This is a genomic window from Microbacterium sp. ISL-59, assembly GCF_018613945.1.
In the GTDB taxonomy this organism is placed as follows: Bacteria; Actinomycetota; Actinomycetes; order Actinomycetales; family Microbacteriaceae; genus Microbacterium; species Microbacterium oxydans_B.
In genome coordinates, this window is the sequence record NZ_JAGGPG010000002.1 from 492,965 (window position 1) to 509,402 (window position 16,438).

Sequence of the window (16,438 nt, forward strand, 5' to 3'; positions counted from 1 at the left end):
GCGCTCTAGATGAGCGCGGCGGCGAGCTGGTGCAGTCCGTCGAACCGACCGTCGAACGCGTCTGTCGGAGTCGGCGGGTCCCCCACCGGGCGTCGCACGTATGCGGTGCGCATTCCCACTGCCTGCGCACCCCGCAGATCCCAGGCATGGGCCGCGACCATCAGCGCTCGCGACGGATCACCGCCCGCCGCCTCCACCGCCAGAGTGTAGACCTCGGGGGCAGGCTTGTAGGCGCGGACAGCGTCCGCCGACAGCGCCAGATCCCATTCGAGGCCGGCGTGCGCTCCCAGCCGATGCAGCGTCTTCGTCGTCGCGTTCGACAGCCCGAGCACGCGGAACCTCTGCGCGAGTCGCGCGACACCGTCGGCGGAGTCATCCCAGGGCGGAAGCCGCTCAGCCGCGGCTGCCAGGCGGCCGATGCGAGCCTGGTCGTCGAGCCCCGCCGCTTCAGCTACCTGCAGCGCTGCCTCGCGATCGAGAGTCTCGGTGTCGGCGTAGTCGCGTTCGCCCCGCCCGATGCGCGCCTGTTCGCGTTCGATGTGACCCTGCCAGATGCCGAGCAGCGCCTCGGAGTCGGAGGGTGGACCCGCCGCTTCGACGATGGCGGTGCGAAGGCCGCGGGGTTCGTCGACGAGGGTGCCGAGCACGTCGAAGACGACAGTCGTGATGTCGCGGAACATGCTCTCGAGTCTGCCGTGAACGATAGACGACCGGGGCCGCAAGCGAAGAAAGAAAGTGCGGAGACGAGGGGATTTGAACCCCTGGTCCCCGTGAGGGGACTCCACCTTAGCAGGGTGGTGCACTCGGCCGGACTATGCGACGTCTCCGTGGATCCGACCCGAAGATCGGATGCACTCAGCCATCATAACGGGTTCGGCGGGCAGTCTCGAACCGGGGCCGCGGTTCCCCTTCCGGCCGACGCGCACGTGCCCTGAGAGGGGATGCGCCCCGGCGCTGGGATACTGGCCGCACATCGTGGACGACGGCGTCCACCGCACCGAAGTGGAGTCGCCATGCCCCTGACAGAAGCGGTGGACGAACAGCGCGAACGAGGTCAGGCCGGCCGACGGTGGGATGACCGCGCTCTCGGGTACGGAATCGTCCTCGTCCTGCTCATCGTGTCGTACGGCCTGTGCGCGATACAGCCCAGCACCGACCCGAGCCCGTGGGCCTTCCTCCCCATGCTTGCGACGGTCGCCATGGTCTTTCATGTGACCCGGGCCCGACGCATGGTGCAGCGGGTCTCCTGGGTCGTGCTCTCCGTCGCCGGGGTCACCGCCGTCATCGCCGACCTGTTCGGACTCGAAGGACCATTGCTCGCCATCCCACTCTCGGCCGCGTCGATGATCGCACTGCTCGTCGCCCCGTGGGTCGTCATCGCCCACCAGGTGACCCGGCGCGGCCTCAATCTGGAGGCGCTGCTGGCGGCGATCACCGCCTACATCCTGGTCGGCATGTTCTTCGCCTTCGTGTACAACCTGATGTCGCAGATCTCCGCGGATCCGCTGTTCGGTGAAGAGAGCCTCGACTCGCTCGGCAATCAACTGTTCTTCTCGTTCACGGCGCTCACCACGACCGGTTACGGAAATCTCGTGCCGGTCGGCACCGGCGGCCAGGCGGTGGCCGTCGCTGAGGGCATCACCGGTCAGCTGTTCCTCATCACAGCGGTCGCGCGGATCATGCGGGGCGCGAGCGCGAAGCGCGCCACGACCAGCGACGCCTGAAGGCGAGGCGGTCCGCCCCACGCCCTCGCCCGAAAAGGGTGACGTGCACCACGTCGAGCCTGTCGCGCACTGCCACGATGAGCGATGCGACGCCGCCCGTACCCGACCCCGGGGATCCGCCCCGGTCACCCGGATCCCGCGCCGTCATCAGACGGGTGCGAGGTGCGACATGGCCAGTGACCGAAACGCCGACGGGCGCGACGACTTCGCGGCGCCGGATGCGGTCGCGCCGGAGTTCGTCGTCCGCCGAAACCGCGGCCGCGACGCGCGCACCCGCGCACCCCGCTCACAGCAAGGACCGTGGCTTCCGGGCGCGGATCGTCCCGACCCGGTCGCGCTGCTCGAGGGGCAGGCCACGACCCGCGATCTCGACATCGTGCCCCTGCGATACGAGCGGATGTCCGCCTCGCCGTTCGCCTTCTTCCGGGGCTCCGCACTGCTGATGGCGTCGGACCTCGCCACCGCGGCGCATACCGGCATCACCGTGCAGCTGTGCGGCGACGCCCACCTGTCGAACTTCGGCCTGTTCGGCACGCCGGAGCGTCGGCTGCTCTTCGACATGAACGACTTCGACGAGACGTTCCCCGGGCCGTTCGAGTGGGACCTGAAGCGGCTGGTGACGAGCTTCGCGGTGGCCGGACGCCATCGCGGGTTCACGGCGGCCGAGATCGAGGCGTGCGTCCGCGCCTCGGTCATCGGGTATCGGAAGACCATGCGGCGAGCGGCCGACGCCCCGGTGCTCGACGCCTGGTACGACCGGTTCGACGCCGACAGCGCACGCAGACGCATCCGTGCCGAACGAGACCGGCGACGCGCGGACGACGAGACGGTCGCGCGACTCGATGCCGCCGTGAAGAAGGCGCGCAAGCGCCACCGGATGCGCTCGTTCGCGAAGCTGGTGCATGTCGTGGACGGCCGGCTGAGGATCATCCCGAACCCGCCGCTGGTGACGCCCGTCGAAGATCTCCTCCCCGGAGCCGTTCAGGATCTCGACGAGGTCGGCATCATGCGCGATCTCCTCGCGGCGTATCAGGACACGCTGCCGGGCGACCGGCATCCGATCTCCGAGTACCGCTATCGGCACATGGCCAGGACGGTCGGCGGGATCGGCAGCGTCGGCACGCGCGCCTGGGTCATCCTCCTCAGCGGCAGAGACGACAGGGATCCGCTGCTGCTGCAGGCGAAGACCGCACAACCGTCGGTACTCGCACGATTCCTCGGTCCGGGCACGCACGACAGCGAGGGAGAACGCGTCGTGCGCGGGCAACGGCTCATGCAGGCAGCCAGCGACCTCTTCCTCGGCTGGCAGCGGGTGACCGGCCCCGACGGCGTCACGCGCGACTTCTACGTGCGCCAGCTCCACGACTGGAAGGGCGGGATCGATCCGGAGACGATGACCCCGAGAGGGGCTGCGCTCTACGCGCGCATCTGCGGCGAGACCCTCGCACGCGGGCACGCGAGGAGCGGGGACCGCCTCGAAGTAGCCGGCTACCTCGGCCGCGGCCGGGCGTTCGAAGAGGCGATCTGCGCCTTCGCCGACGCCTACGCCGATCAGAACGAGGAGGATTACGCGACCTTCCTCGCTGCCCGCGCCTCCGGACGGCTGCGGACCATGGGCACCGGGGAGCCGGGACGGTGAGCGCGTCCGCACGGACAGCGAGGTCCCGCGTCGAGCAACGGCGCCCAGATCTGCTCTTCAGCGGGGCATCCGGGTATGCGGTCGTCGCCGCCCTGGTCGTCGTGTCGTACGCGCTGTGCGCCACGCAGCGTGGCCCCAACCCGAGCCCGTGGGCCTTCCTGGTGACCCTCATGACGGTCGCCGTGGTCTTCCGGGTCACCGACGCGCCCCGCATGGTGCAGCACGTGGCGTGGGTGATCCTGTCGGCCGCCGGGGTGGCCACGGTCGTGGCGACGCTCCTCGGCGCGAGCGGCCACATCCTCGACATCGCGTTCTCCGCGGCGACGATGATCGCGCTGCTCGCATCCCCCGTCGCGATCATCGGGGACCAGGTGAAGCGCCGCGGGCTCAATGCCGAGGCACTGCTGGCGGCCGTCACCGCCTATGTGCTGGTCGGTCTCTTCTTCACCTTCGTCTTCAACCTGCTCTCCCTCGTCTCCCCCGAGCCGATGTTCGGCGGCCCCGACGACGACTCCCTCGCCAACCAGCTCTTCTTCTCCTTCACGACGCTCACGACCACCGGCTACGGCAACCTCATTCCCGCGAATGCGGCGTCCCAGGCGGTCGCCGTCGCCGAGGCGATCACCGGTCAGTTATTCCTCATCACGGCCGTCGCGCGCATCATGCGCGGCGCCGGCGCGATCGCCGCCGCCCCCGCTGCACCGTCGAAGGAGTCGTCATGAAGAGATGGGGCGTCATCGCCGTCCTCGGATCCGCCCAGTTCGTGATGGTCCTCGACGGCACCGTGATGAACGTCTCGATCTCGACCGTGGTCACCGACCTCGACACCACCGTCGCCGCGATGCAGGGCGCCATCACCTTCTACACGCTCACGATGGCCGCATTCATGCTGCTGGGGGCGAAGCTCGGCGACGTGTGGGGGCGCCGCAGGGCGTTCGTGATCGGGTCGTGCGTATACGCCGCCGGCTCGCTGATCACGGCACTCAGTCCGAACGTGCAGTTCCTGTTCCTCGGCTGGTCGATCATCGAAGGACTCGGTGCCGTGCTCGTCATCCCGGCGATCGCGGCGCTCGTCGCGGACAACTACGGCGGTCGCGAGCGGATCACGGCGTTCGCGATCATCGGCGCCGTCTCCGGGGCGGCCGTCGCTGCCGGGCCGCTGATCGGCGGGTTCGTGACGACGTATCTCGACTGGCGCTATGTCTTCGTCGCCGAGGTCTTCATCATGATCGGCGTGGTGCTGTGCGCGCGGATCGTCACGGATCCGACGCCGAGGCAGAGTGTGCGCATCGACATCCTCAGCGTCGCGCTCTCCTCGCTCGGACTCGTGGCCGTCGTGTTCGGCATGCTGCAGAGCAAGACGTGGGGATGGGTCCTTCCGCTGAATCCGCCCGTCGTCGGCGGTGTCGTCATCGCGCCGCTGGGTATCTCCCCCGCCGCATGGCTGATCGTGCTCGGGGTCGTCCTGCTCGCGCTGTTCCTCTCCCGGCAGCGGCGCCTCGAACGCAGCGGCCGCGCGCCGCTCGTGCATGTCGGGATGTTCGCGATCCGCTCCCTCCGCAGCGGGCTGTCGGTGCTCGGTGCGCAGTACACGGTCACCGCCGGCCTGTTCTTCATGGTGCCGGTGTACCTGCAGATGACGCTCGGACTCGACGCTCTGGAGACCGGAATCCGGATCTTCCCGCTGTCGATCGCGCTCGTGCTGTTCTCCGTCGTCGGCACCCGGCTCTCGCGCATGCTGTCTCCGCGCACGATCGTGCGGATCGGTCAACTGGTGCTCGTCGTCAGCGCGCTCATCCTGCTCGGCTCCGCCACCAGCGATCTGCGCAGCGGATTCTTCGCCACCGGGATGTTCCTCTCCGGCGCCGCGCTCGGACTGCTCGCCTCGCAGCTCGGCAACGTGAACATGTCGAGTGTGACCGAGAAGGAGACGAGCGAGGTCGGCGGCCTGCAGGGAGTGTTCCAGAACCTCGGCTCGTCGCTGGGAACGGCGCTCATCGGCTCGATCCTCATCGGGGCGCTGTCGACGTCGTTCGCCTCGGGGGTGGCGGCGAGCGACCTGCCCGACGCCACGAAGACGACCGTGGCAGCCGCGACGGAGCACGGCGTGACGATCGTGCCCGCCGCGGACGTCGCCGCCATCGCCGAGAAAGCCGGCCTGAGCGACGCGGATGCCGACACCCTCGCGACGGTCTACCGCGACTCTCAGCTGTCGTCGCTGCGCATCGCCTTCTTCGGGCTGATCCTGATCAGCCTCTTCTCGCTGCTCTTCTCGAAGGGGATACCGAGCGCGAAGGACGTGCATCGACCCCGTCGAGAGACGGCGGCCTGAAGCCAGAGCGGGCGCGAGGAGGGGCATCCGCAAGGATGAACACCATGACGACCGTCTCCGCGCCGCGCATCGAACACCACCGGGAGCCACTCGGCATCGGCGAATCCCGCCCGCGACTGAGCTGGACGCTCAGCGACGCTCCCCGGGCTTGGAGCCAGCAGGCGTACGCGATCACCGTGGTCGGTCCCGCGGGAGAGGAAACCGTCGAGGTCGCCTCCGCCGAGCAGGTGCTGGTGCCCTGGCCGAGCCGCGCGCTCAATTCTCGCGATCGCGTCGCCGTGCGCGTCGCGGTGCAGGGTGCCGATGGCAACTGGTCTGATCCGAGCCCGGAGACGTGGCTGGAGACGGGTCTGCTGCACCCGGAGGACTGGTCCGCGAGGCCGGTCGGGCTGGAGCTCGACGAGAACCCGGAGAGCGATGCCCGTCGGGCGACTCTCGTGCGGCGGGGATTCCTCATCGACGGCGAGATCGCCCGCGCGCGGCTGTACGCCACCGCGCACGGCCTGTACGACGCCGAGATCAACGGCATCCGCGTCGGCTCCGACACCCTCTCACCGGGCTGGACGGTCTATCGCGAACGACTCCGCTACTACACGTACGACGTGACGGACCTGCTGCGCGACGGCGAGAACGCGCTCGGAGCCTGGCTCGGCGACGGCTGGTACCGAGGTCGACTCGGTTGGCGGGGCGGTCGCCGCAACATCTTCGGCGGGGACCTGTCGTTCCTCGGTCAGCTGGAGATCACCTACACCGACGGAACACGTCAGACCCTCGCGACGGACGACACCTGGAAGGGCGCGCCCTCCCCGATCCTCCGTTCCGGCATCTACGACGGGGAGGACCACGACGCGAGGCAGGAGCTGCCGGGCTGGTCTACCGCCGCATTCGACGACAGAGGCTGGATGCCGGTCACCGTGCGCGATCGCGACCCGCACACCCTCGTGGCGCCGACCGGACCACCCGTCCGAGTGACCGAAGACGTCGCGCCCATCGCCATGCTCACGTCACCGAGCGGGGCACGCGTCCTCGACTTCGGTCAGAACCTGGTCGGACGGGTGCGCATACGCGTCACGGGACCGCGGGGCTCGACCGTCACGCTCCGCACGGCCGAGGTGCTGCAGGAAGGCGAGATCTACACGCGTCCCCTGCGCAGCGCCCGCGCCACCGACCACTACACGCTGGCCGGGCGCCCCGACGGCGAGGAGTGGGAGCCGCGGTTCACGTTCCACGGCTTCCGCTACGTCGAGGTCGACGGCTGGCCGGGCGACCTCGATGCGGATGCCGCCGCCGGCGCGCTCACCGCGCGCGTGCTGCACACCGACCTCGAGCGCACCGGCTGGTTCGCCTGCTCGGACCCGCTGGTCGAGCAGCTGCACCGCAACGTCGTCTGGGGCATGCGGGGCAACTTCGTCGACATCCCGACCGACTGTCCGCAGCGCGACGAGCGCGTCGGGTGGACGGGCGATATCCAGGTGTTCGGCCCGACCGCGTCGACACTGTTCGACGTCTCGGGAATGCTCTCCGGCTGGCTGCGCGACGTGGAGGCGGACCAGCTGCCCGACGGGACGGTCCCCTGGTTCGTCCCCGTCATCCCGACCCACAAGGTGTGGGATCCGATCCGGCCCGGCGCCGCGTGGGGTGACGTCGCGACCCTGCTGCCCTGGACTCTCTTCCAGCGCTTCGGCGACGTTGGCGTTCTGGCTGCCCAGTTCGAGAGCGCCCGGCGATGGGTCGACAAGATCGAATCGGTCGCCGGCCCCGACCGGCTGTGGAACGAGGGCTTCCAGTTGGGCGATTGGCTCGACCCCGCAGCTCCTCCGCAGGACCCGGGCAATGGGCGAACCGACCGCTATCTGGTCGCGACCGCCTACTTCGCGCGATCGGCGCGCGCCGTCGCCGACATGGCTCGCGTGCTCGACCGCTCAGCGGATGCGGACCGGTACGCCGCTCTCGCCGCGGAGGTCGCAGCAGCCTTCCGTGCCGCGTATGTGAAGCCCGACGGCACGATGCCCTCGGATGCGCAGACCGCCTACGCTCTCGCCATCGCGTTCGATCTACTCCCTGACCCTGCCCAGCGCGCGAAAGCGGGTGATCGTCTCGCCGAACTCGTCCATGCCGACGGCAACCGCATCGCGACGGGCTTCGTGGGCACTCCCCTCGTGTGCGACGCCCTCACCCTCACCGGCCACGTCGACACCGCATACGACCTGCTGCTCGAGAAGGACTGCCCGTCCTGGCTGTATCAGGTCGTGCACGGCGCGACGACGATCTGGGAGCGGTGGGATGCACTGCTTCCGGACGGTTCGGTCAACCCCGGGACCATGACCTCGTTCAACCACTATGCGCTGGGAGCGGTCGCCGACTGGCTGCACCGCAGTGTCGCCGGGCTCGCCCCCGCCGAGCCCGGCTACCGACGCATCCGGTTCGCGCCCCGACCAGGGGGCGGGCTGACCCATGCGTCGGCGACACAGCTCACCCCGTACGGCAAGGCGTCGATCTCGTGGCGCGTCGAGCAGGACGAACTGCAGGTCGACCTCGTCGTGCCCGTCGGTGCGACCGCCGAGCTCGACCTTCTGGGCTCGGACGTCGAGGAACTCGGGCACGGCTCACACGCGCGCTCGGTGCCGCTGTCGGGCTGACTGCCGGCCGTGAGCCGAGGGTCAGCCTCCGGTCGACTGCCGCACGACCAGCTCGGGGCGGAACCGCACCCGGCGCTCATACCTGCTCAGGCGGTCGAGCTGGCGAGCCGCTTCACGTGATTCTCCGGATTGCGCTTGCGGATCACCGAACCGGCTGAGTCAGCGTTCTTCACGATCGTGCCCTGCCGCTTGACCTGCACTTCGATCACGCCGGCGCGAGCCAACCGCTGGAGGGACTCCAGAGAGGGGGTGACGTCGCCGCGCTCCAGACGGGCGACGTGGGGCTGCTTCCAGCCGAGCCGGCGCGCAAACTCCGTCTGCGACAGGCGGTGCTCCTCACGGTAGCGAACGACAGCGACGCTGACGTCGTCGGCGAGCTTGGTGCGGGCCGCTTCGGCGGCGTACTCCGGATCCGATGCTCGGCGAGCATCGCGGACAGCCTGGTGGTCCTGAAGGTCCGACAAGTTCATGATGATCCCTTCGTCACGGTGATCTGGTTGAGTCTTCTCACGGCGTCCTCGCAGGCCCGCTTGAAGCCTTTGGGGTTGCTCTCGGCTTCCGGTCCGTACGCCCCTATGACGAAGGTGTCGCCGATCTGCCGGTAGAACGCCCGCACAGGGCTTCGTCCAGCGCGGGGCCGGAGTTCTCTGAGTTTCTGAGTGTTCTTGACATCGCTGGTATGCGGATATCCGAGGCTCGCCCCCACGACGCGGAGTTTTTCCACGGCGTTATCGATGGCGACGGCCTCTCGGGCGTTCAAAGCCGAGTACTCCGCGGTCGCCTCTGGGTGATCGACAACTTTCCACACACTCGAAGTATAACACCAGCGTTATAGATTCGATCAGTGTTGACGATGTTCGCGAGGTAGCAGGAGCACGTGCGCGATCCACTCCCCAGTCGGCTGACCGCCGGGGGCTGCCTGAAGGTCAGCCTCCGGTCGACTGCCGCACGACCAGCTCGGGGCGGAACCGCACCCGGCGCTCATACTCGCCGTCGGGATCACTGATCGACCGCAGCAGCAGCTCGACCGCGGTGCGCCCGATCAGCTGGGCGGGCTGGCGCACCGACGTCAGCGGCACGACGGCGGCGGTCGCGAAGTCGATGTCGTCGTAGCCGACCAGCGCGATGTCCTCCGGCACCCGGATCGTGCGCAAGAGGGTCAGCGCCTGCAGCATCCCCACCGCGAGCAGGTCATTCGCAGCGAAGACCGCATCCGGACGCTCTCCCCCGGCACGCGCGGCGATCTCCTCGCCGGCAGCGCGTCCGTGCAGCACCGTGAGCGCCGGCATCCGGATCACCTCGAGCGTCGCATCGGAGACCTCGGCGACCGCTCGGCGAGCGCCTTCGAGGCGCTGGGCGACCTGGGTGATCCCCTCCGGGCCACCCACGAAGGCGAGACGACGCCGTCCGATCTGCAGGAGATGCCGGGCGGCGAGGAATCCGCCCTCGACGTCGTCGACCGACACCGAGCAGAACGCCGACCCCGGCACCTCACGGTCGACCAGGACCACCGGGATGCCCGACGCCTGCACGCGCAGCAGCTTGTCGCTGTCTTCGGATGCGGGGGTTATCAGCACACCGTTCACCCGCTGCTCGCGGAAGAGGTCGAGGTAGCTGTCCTCCCGCGAGGGGTTCTCGTCGCTGTTGCCGAGCAGCACGGCGAGCGCGTCGTCGTCGGCGCGCGCTTCGGCGCCACGGGCGACGTCGGCGAAGAACGGGTTGCCCGCGTCCGGCACGATCAGCCCGATGCTGCGGCTGCGACCGGCGCGCAGCTGGCGGGCTGCATCGTTGCGCACGAAACCGAGCTCGGCGATCACCGCCTGCACCCGCTCGACCGTCGTCGCCGCGACTTTGTCCGGTTGGTTCAGGACGTTCGACACCGTTCCGACAGACACACCTGCCGCCGCTGCGACGTCGCGCACACTCACTGCCACTGCTGCTCCTCGTCGCTTCGGATGCTGTCCGCAGTGTACGGCAATCGATCGTCGAAGCTCCGGCTTGACGGGCAGCCGGAGCCCTGCGTAGCATGAGTATTGAAACGATTCAGATCTTCCCGTCACCACGGCAGAGGAGCCCCATGACGCGCGTCGCCTTCCAGCTGCAGATCCGTGCCGAGCTGCTCGACGAGTACCTCGCTCGGCATTCTCCGGTGTGGCCGGAGATGCTGGCCGAGATCGCCGCCGCCGGGCGCCGCAACTACACACTGTTCCTCGGTGACCACGGCACCCTCATCGGCTACTACGAGACCGATGACGATGCCGCCGCCCAGGCGTACCTCGCCGCCTCTCCGGTCGCCGCGCGGTGGGAGGCCGAGATGAGCCGGTTCTTCCAGGGCCTCGATGGTCGGCCCGACCAGGCCGCCACCGCACTCACCGAGGTGTTCCACCTCGAAGACCAGCTCGCCACCGCCGGCGGGCACGCAGCATCCGACGACGACTCCACCTCCCGCAACGACTCAGAAAGCAGTGCATCGTGAGCATCCTCTCCCCCGACCACCTCGCAACCCTCGAGAAGCAGGGCATCGAACTGCCCAGCTGGGCGTTCGGCAACTCGGGCACCCGGTTCAAAGTGTTCGGCGCCCCCGGCACCCCGCGCGACCCGTTCGAGAAGATCGCCGATGCGGCGCAGGTACAGAAGTACACCGCCCTCGCCCCCTCGGTCGCGCTGCACATCCCGTGGGACCTCGTCGACTCGTACGACGATCTGCGTAAGCACGCCGAAGACCTGGGCGTCACGCTCGGCACCATCAACTCCAACACCTTCCAGGACGACGAGTACAAGTTCGGCGCCCTCACCCACGAAGACTCAGACGTCCGCCAGAAGGCCATCGACCACCACCTCGCCTGCATCGATGTGATGGATGCCACGGGCAGCCGCGACCTCAAGATCTGGCTGGCCGAGGGCTCGAACTACCCGGGCCAGGCTGACCTCCGCGGCCGGCAGGACCGCCTGCAGGAGTCGCTGCAGAAGATCTACGCACGCCTCGGCGACGACCAGCGCCTGGTGCTCGAGTACAAGTTCTTCGAGCCGGCTTTCTACCACACCGATGTTCCCGACTGGGGCACGTCCTACGCGCAGGTCAGCGCCCTCGGCGACAAGGCCATGGTCTGCCTCGACACCGGTCACCACGCGCCCGGGACGAACATCGAGTTCATCGTGATGCAGCTGCTGCGCCTCGGCAAGCTCGGCTCGTTCGACTTCAACTCGCGTTTCTACGCCGACGACGACCTGATCGTCGGCGCAGCCGATCCGTTCCAGCTGTTCCGCATCCTGTTCGAGGTCATCCGCGGTGGCGGCCTCAACAACCCCGATGTGGCATTCATGCTCGACCAGTGCCACAACGTCGAGGACAAGATCCCCGGCCAGATCCGCTCGGTGCTCAACGTGCAGGAGATGACCGCTCGCGCGCTGCTCGTCGACCACGATGCGCTCACCGCCGCGCAGAAGTCGGGCGACGTGCTCGCCGCGAACGCCGTCTTCATGGATGCGTTCTACACCGACGTGCGCCCGGCCCTGGCCGAGTGGCGCGAGTCGCGCGGTCTGGCCGCCGACCCGATGGCCGCCTACGCTGCGTCCGGCTACCAGCAGAAGATCGCCGCCGACCGTGTCGGGGGCGTGCAGGCCGGCTGGGGCGCCTGACCACACCCGTCGACAGCGGAGAAGGCGCGGCGTATCTTCGGAGCATGCCGGCCCTTCGCAGGTCACGCGTCCGCCGGTCGCTCTCTGTCGTGGGAGCGACCGCGGCGCTCGGCGTGATCATCGCGTCGGGCGCCTCGACTGCCACTGCCGCACCGGGGTCGCCGGGAGTCATGGGAGCGCCGACCGTGGTGCTGTACGAGGGCTTCGAGGGCCCCGTGCCTCCGGCGACACCGGAGTTCGTGCAGACGATCGCGGACTACGACGACGGCATCGCCCCGCCGGTGCCGGGATACGTCGGCCGCAACGGGGAGCTGTACCGGGCCGACCCGGCCTGGAACGGCCAATTCTGCAACGGGCTCATCGTCGCCGGTGATGACGTCTCGACCCTTCCCACGGCCTCCCAGGCGGCGGACTGCCAGCAGAGCGGGTGGAACCAGTCGCGCGGTCTCGCCGAGACGCTGGGTGCGTGGGCATCCGATCCGGAGTACCCGTATCCCGCAGTGCCCCGCCCCGAACCCGGAGCGAACCACGCGGTGAGTTCCTACACGCAGGGCGACTCGCCGGCCGGAGTGATGGCCGCGACCGTGGTGCCGGTGACCGTCGGGCACTACTACACGGCGACCATCGATGTGGCCCAGGCGAACTGCTGGACCACGAACCCCGTCAACCTGGCACTGCGCCTGGACGACGGCGCGTCCGCTCCGGTCGACGCCTTTCCCGGCCCGATCGCCGCGTGCGATCTGCCCGTCCATCAGATCAACGGGAACAACGTGGGGACCTTCAGCGGACGCACCTCGTTGCTGGCGCGGTCGACGAGCATGGAGGTGGCGCTGCTCAACACCCTGGGTGGAGGCGGTGGCGATGACAACGCCTTCGACAACCTCGCCCTCATCGACACGACTCCGCAGCTCGATGCGGTGATCGCGGCGCCCCCGAGCGGCGACGCCTACGCCGCCGACCAGCCGGCCCGCCTCCTGCTCACCGTCACCAATACGCATCTCGCAGGATCGCCCATCATGCCCAGCGGGGCGAAACCGGAATGGCGCTTCGGCCTCGCCCTGCCCGCTGGTCTCGTTCCCGCGGACGACCCCGCCATCGAGACGGATTGCCCGAACGGCGCGCTCGACGTGACGTCGGCGAGCATCGTCGGTCGCGGCAGCCTCGGACCGACGGACGTCTCGTGTTCGCTCGCGCTGGACCTCGTCTCGTCCGGGGGCGAGTACGTCCTCGATCCGGTCGCTTACGAACTCACCGGGCTGCTCGCGCCCGCGGCGACATCGGTGGGCTTCGCCGCCGCACCGGCCACGCCCGATCCGTCGCCGACGGGCGGCCCCGTCCTGGCGGACAGCGGGTCGGAGCCGCTCCCGGCACTCCTGGCGGGCGTGCTCATGGCCGCGCTCGGAGTCATCCTCATCCCGCTGTCCGTCGCGGCACGTCGACGTCGCACCCGATAGCGTCGGCCTCGCACGCACCGGATAGATTCCTCCCATGGCTCTTTCCGGCAATCTCGAGGCGCAGCGCCGCCGAGACGAACTCGTCGAACTCGCGAACAGCCCTCAGGGCGTCATGATCGAGGCCGCCGCCGAGCTCTTCTCCGTGTCGTCGATGACGATCCGGCGCGACCTGCTCGAGCTGGAGGCCGAGGGGCGCGTGCGGCGCGTGCGCGGCGGGGCGACCGCGGCTCCGCGAGCTCGCCCGTTCGATGCGCGGCGGGCCATCCGCGCGAGCGCGAAGCGGGCGATCGCCGAGAAAGCGCTCCGGCTCGTTCCCGCTCAGGGCAGCATCGCGCTCGATGCCTCCTCGACGGTGAACATGCTGGCCTCGATCATCGGCCCGAGAACTGGACTCACCGTGTACACGAACTCGTTCGAGTCGTTCCAACTGCTGCAACCACTCGACGGCGTGACAGCGGTGATCTCCGGCGGGACGGCCGAGCCGACCACCGGCAGCCTCGTGGGACCGATCGCGCGCCGGAGCATGCGGTCGGTGTACTTCGACATCTTCTTCTCGTCGGCGGATGCACTCGACAGCGCGGACGGCACCTCGGAGGTGTCGGTCGATGAGGCCGAGCTGAAGCAGGCGATGGCCGCGAACGCCGGCACAACGGTGGTGTGCATCGACTCCAGCAAGCTCGAGCGCCGTTCGGTGGCCCGCGCACTGGAACGCGAGGAGATCTCGGTGCTCATCACGGAACTCGACCCGGGAGACGAGCGGCTCAACGCCTTCCGGCAGACCGCTGACATCCTCTGACCACTTCATCTTGACGTAGTTTCATGTTATCTTTCACAAGAAGTAACAGCATGAGTGCACATGGTCGTGTGCATCGCCCCTGTCTTGGAGAGTCATGACGAACCCCACTGCCGCCGCCCTGATCGCTCGGTCGAACCGCCTCGGCGCCGACCCCAAGAACACGAACTACGCCGGCGGGAACACCTCCGCCAAGGGCACCGAGACCGACCCCGTGACGGGGCAGCCCGTCGAGCTCATGTGGGTGAAGGGCTCGGGTGGCGACCTCGGCACCCTGAAGGAGAGCGGCCTCGCTGTGCTGCGCCTCGACCGCATGCGCGCGCTGGTCGACGTGTACCCCGGCATCGACCGGGAAGACGAGATGGTCGCCGCGTTCGACTACTGCCTGCACGGCAAGGGCGGCGCCGCACCTTCGATCGACACCGCGATGCACGGGCTCGTGGATGCTGCGCACGTCGACCACCTCCACCCCGACTCCGGCATCGCGATCGCGACGGCCGCCGACGGAGAGGCGCTGACCGCGACCATCTTCGGCGACAAGGTCGTGTGGGTTCCGTGGCGTCGCCCCGGCTTCCAGCTCGGACTCGACATCGCCGCGATCAAGAAGCAGAACCCGCAGGCGATCGGCACCATCCTCGGCGGCCACGGCATCACGGCCTGGGGCGACACCTCGGAAGAGGCCGAGGCCAACTCGCTGTGGATCATCGACACCGCGGCCGCATACATCGCCGAGCACGGCAAGGCCCAGCCGTTCGGCGGCGTCCGCTCCGGCTTCGAGACCCTGGCCGCGAACGAGCGCCGCGAGCGCGCAGCCGCCCTCGCCGGGACCGTCCGCGGCATCGCATCGACCGACAAGCCGATGGTCGGACACTTCACCGACGCCGACGTGGTCCTCGACTTCCTGGCATCCGAGAAGGCGCCCGAACTCGCCGCCCTGGGCACGAGCTGCCCCGATCACTTCCTGCGCACCAAGGTCAAGCCGCTGATCCTCGACCTGCCGGCCACGGCCTCCGCAGAGCAGCAGATCGCCCGTCTGCACGAGCTGCACGAGCAGTACCGAGCCGACTACCAGGCCTACTACGACGCTCATGCCACCGCCGAGTCGCCCGCCATCCGCGGCGCCGACCCGCTGATCGTGCTGATCCCCGGCGTGGGCATGTTCTCCTACGGCGCGAACAAGCAGACCGCCCGGGTCGCCGGCGAGTTCTACGTCAACGCGATCAACGTGATGCGCGGCGCCGAGGCGCTGTCAACCTACGCGCCGATCTCGGACGCCGAGAAGTTCCGCATCGAGTACTGGGCACTGGAAGAGGCCAAGCTGCAGCGCCTGCCGAAGCCGAAGACACACCAGGGCCGCATCGCATTCGTCACCGGCGCCGCCTCCGGCATCGGCAAGGCCATCGCCACCCGCCTCGCCGCCGAGGGTGCCTGCGTCGTGATCGCCGACCTCGACCTCGAGAAGGCCCAGGCCGCCGCCGCGGAACTCGGGAACACGGATGTCGCGATCGGCGTCGCCGCGAACGTCGCGGATGCCGATGCCGTGCAGGCCGCGCTGAACGAGGCGGTACTCGCGTTCGGCGGTGTCGACCTCGTCGTGAACAACGCCGGGCTCTCGCTCTCGAAGCCGCTGCTGGAGACCACCGAGAAGGACTGGGATCTGCAGCACGACGTCATGGCCAAGGGCTCGTTCCTCGTGTCGAAGGCCGCAGCACGCGTGCTCATCGATCAGAAGCTCGGCGGCGACATCATCTACATCTCGTCGAAGAACTCGGTCTTCGCCGGTCCGAACAACATCGCCTACTCGGCGACCAAGGCCGACCAGGCCCACCAGGTGCGCCTGCTCGCGGTCGAGCTCGGCGAGTTCGGCATCCGCGTGAACGGCATCAACCCCGACGGCGTCGTGCGCGGCTCCGGCATCTTCGCCTCGGGCTGGGGCGCGAACCGCGCAGCGACCTACGGTGTCGCGGAAGAGGACCTCGGCCAGTATTACGCCAACCGCACGATCCTCAAGCGCGAGGTCGTCCCCGAGAACGTGGCAGACGCGGTCTACGTGCTCACGGGCCCCGAACTCAGCCGCACCACGGGCTTGCACATCCCCGTCGACTCCGGCGTCGCCGCGGCGTTCCTGCGATGACTCCCGTCCGTCGAGTGCACGGCTTCGCGCCGAGTGCACGCCTTGTTCACGTCGACCAGCCGTGCACTCGGGCGGATGCCGTGC

Annotated in this window: 14 protein-coding genes and 1 tRNA gene; 10 read left to right on the forward strand and 5 right to left on the reverse strand. The window is 68.9% G+C overall.

Annotated features, from left to right (window positions below; all coding sequences use genetic code 11):
• Positions 1 to 5: 5 nt before the first annotated feature.
• On the reverse strand, positions 6 to 680 hold the full coding sequence (locus J7E45_RS06560) for a haloacid dehalogenase type II (RefSeq protein ID WP_215067993.1): 675 nt from the start codon (positions 678 to 680) through the stop codon (positions 6 to 8).
• A gap of 58 nt (positions 681 to 738) precedes the next feature.
• Positions 739 to 827, reverse strand: a tRNA-Ser gene (locus J7E45_RS06565).
• Between the two features lie 186 nt (positions 828 to 1,013).
• Here J7E45_RS06565 and J7E45_RS06570 point away from each other — a divergent pair.
• The 5 genes from J7E45_RS06570 (at position 1,014) to J7E45_RS06590 (ending at position 8,334) form a co-directional block, all read left to right on the forward strand.
• Positions 1,014 to 1,724: a potassium channel family protein gene (locus tag J7E45_RS06570; protein WP_215067995.1), complete on the forward strand. Its 711-nt coding sequence runs from the start codon at positions 1,014 to 1,016 to the stop codon at positions 1,722 to 1,724.
• A 169-nt stretch (positions 1,725 to 1,893) separates the two neighbouring features.
• On the forward strand, positions 1,894 to 3,363 hold the full coding sequence (locus tag J7E45_RS06575; RefSeq protein WP_215067997.1) for a DUF2252 domain-containing protein: 1,470 nt from the start codon (positions 1,894 to 1,896) through the stop codon (positions 3,361 to 3,363).
• On the forward strand, positions 3,360 to 4,085 hold the full coding sequence (locus tag J7E45_RS06580) for an ion channel (protein WP_215067999.1): 726 nt from the start codon (positions 3,360 to 3,362) through the stop codon (positions 4,083 to 4,085). The genes J7E45_RS06575 and J7E45_RS06580 overlap by 4 nt, the downstream gene beginning before the upstream one ends.
• On the forward strand, positions 4,082 to 5,695 hold the full coding sequence (locus tag J7E45_RS06585) for an MFS transporter (protein WP_215068001.1): 1,614 nt from the start codon (positions 4,082 to 4,084) through the stop codon (positions 5,693 to 5,695). Before J7E45_RS06580 ends, J7E45_RS06585 begins: the two co-directional genes overlap by 4 nt.
• A 44-nt stretch (positions 5,696 to 5,739) precedes the next feature.
• Positions 5,740 to 8,334, forward strand: coding sequence for an alpha-L-rhamnosidase (locus tag J7E45_RS06590; RefSeq protein ID WP_215068003.1), 2,595 nt, complete (start codon positions 5,740 to 5,742; stop codon positions 8,332 to 8,334).
• Between the two features lie 86 nt (positions 8,335 to 8,420).
• Here J7E45_RS06590 and J7E45_RS06595 read toward each other — a convergent pair whose 3' ends face one another.
• The 3 genes from J7E45_RS06595 to J7E45_RS06605 form a co-directional block, all read right to left on the reverse strand.
• Positions 8,421 to 8,804: a helix-turn-helix domain-containing protein gene (locus J7E45_RS06595; RefSeq protein WP_215068005.1), complete on the reverse strand. Its 384-nt coding sequence runs from the start codon at positions 8,802 to 8,804 to the stop codon at positions 8,421 to 8,423.
• Positions 8,801 to 9,142 carry a type II toxin-antitoxin system RelE/ParE family toxin gene (locus J7E45_RS06600; protein ID WP_215068007.1) on the reverse strand — a complete coding sequence of 114 codons (342 nt, stop codon included), beginning with the start codon at positions 9,140 to 9,142 and terminating at the stop codon, positions 8,801 to 8,803. Before J7E45_RS06600 ends, J7E45_RS06595 begins: the two co-directional genes overlap by 4 nt.
• 118 nt (positions 9,143 to 9,260) lie before the next feature.
• Complete coding sequence (locus J7E45_RS06605; protein ID WP_215068009.1) at positions 9,261 to 10,268, reverse strand: LacI family DNA-binding transcriptional regulator; 1,008 nt, start codon at positions 10,266 to 10,268, stop codon at positions 9,261 to 9,263.
• A gap of 143 nt (positions 10,269 to 10,411) precedes the next feature.
• Here J7E45_RS06605 and J7E45_RS06610 point away from each other — a divergent pair, with 143 nt between their 5' ends.
• The 5 genes from J7E45_RS06610 (at position 10,412) to J7E45_RS06630 (ending at position 16,354) form a co-directional block, all read left to right on the forward strand.
• Complete coding sequence (locus J7E45_RS06610; protein ID WP_215068011.1) at positions 10,412 to 10,810, forward strand: L-rhamnose mutarotase; 399 nt, start codon at positions 10,412 to 10,414, stop codon at positions 10,808 to 10,810.
• Positions 10,807 to 11,973, forward strand: a complete 1,167-nt coding sequence (gene rhaI, locus J7E45_RS06615; protein ID WP_215068012.1) for an L-rhamnose isomerase — start codon at positions 10,807 to 10,809, stop codon at positions 11,971 to 11,973. Before J7E45_RS06610 ends, rhaI begins: the two co-directional genes overlap by 4 nt.
• 44 nt (positions 11,974 to 12,017) lie before the next feature.
• Positions 12,018 to 13,427: a hypothetical protein gene (locus J7E45_RS06620; protein WP_215068013.1), complete on the forward strand. Its 1,410-nt coding sequence runs from the start codon at positions 12,018 to 12,020 to the stop codon at positions 13,425 to 13,427.
• A 34-nt stretch (positions 13,428 to 13,461) separates the two neighbouring features.
• Positions 13,462 to 14,223, forward strand: coding sequence for a DeoR/GlpR family DNA-binding transcription regulator (locus J7E45_RS06625; protein ID WP_215068016.1), 762 nt, complete (start codon positions 13,462 to 13,464; stop codon positions 14,221 to 14,223).
• A gap of 94 nt (positions 14,224 to 14,317) precedes the next feature.
• Positions 14,318 to 16,354 carry a bifunctional aldolase/short-chain dehydrogenase gene (locus J7E45_RS06630; RefSeq protein ID WP_215068018.1) on the forward strand — a complete coding sequence of 679 codons (2,037 nt, stop codon included), beginning with the start codon at positions 14,318 to 14,320 and terminating at the stop codon, positions 16,352 to 16,354.
• Positions 16,355 to 16,438: the final 84 nt, after the last annotated feature.

Coding starts and splice junctions, on each gene's coding strand:
- J7E45_RS06560 (WP_215067993.1), bottom strand. CDS start 680: ATGTTCCGCGACATCACGACTGTCGTCTTCGACGTGCTCGGCACCCTC.
- J7E45_RS06570 (WP_215067995.1), top strand. CDS start 1,014: ATGCCCCTGACAGAAGCGGTGGACGAACAGCGCGAACGAGGTCAGGCC.
- J7E45_RS06575 (WP_215067997.1), top strand. CDS start 1,894: ATGGCCAGTGACCGAAACGCCGACGGGCGCGACGACTTCGCGGCGCCG.
- J7E45_RS06585 (WP_215068001.1), top strand. CDS start 4,082: ATGAAGAGATGGGGCGTCATCGCCGTCCTCGGATCCGCCCAGTTCGTG.
- J7E45_RS06590 (WP_215068003.1), top strand. CDS start 5,740: ATGACGACCGTCTCCGCGCCGCGCATCGAACACCACCGGGAGCCACTC.
- J7E45_RS06595 (WP_215068005.1), bottom strand. CDS start 8,804: ATGAACTTGTCGGACCTTCAGGACCACCAGGCTGTCCGCGATGCTCGC.
- J7E45_RS06610 (WP_215068011.1), top strand. CDS start 10,412: ATGACGCGCGTCGCCTTCCAGCTGCAGATCCGTGCCGAGCTGCTCGAC.
- J7E45_RS06620 (WP_215068013.1), top strand. CDS start 12,018: ATGCCGGCCCTTCGCAGGTCACGCGTCCGCCGGTCGCTCTCTGTCGTG.
- J7E45_RS06625 (WP_215068016.1), top strand. CDS start 13,462: ATGGCTCTTTCCGGCAATCTCGAGGCGCAGCGCCGCCGAGACGAACTC.
- J7E45_RS06630 (WP_215068018.1), top strand. CDS start 14,318: ATGACGAACCCCACTGCCGCCGCCCTGATCGCTCGGTCGAACCGCCTC.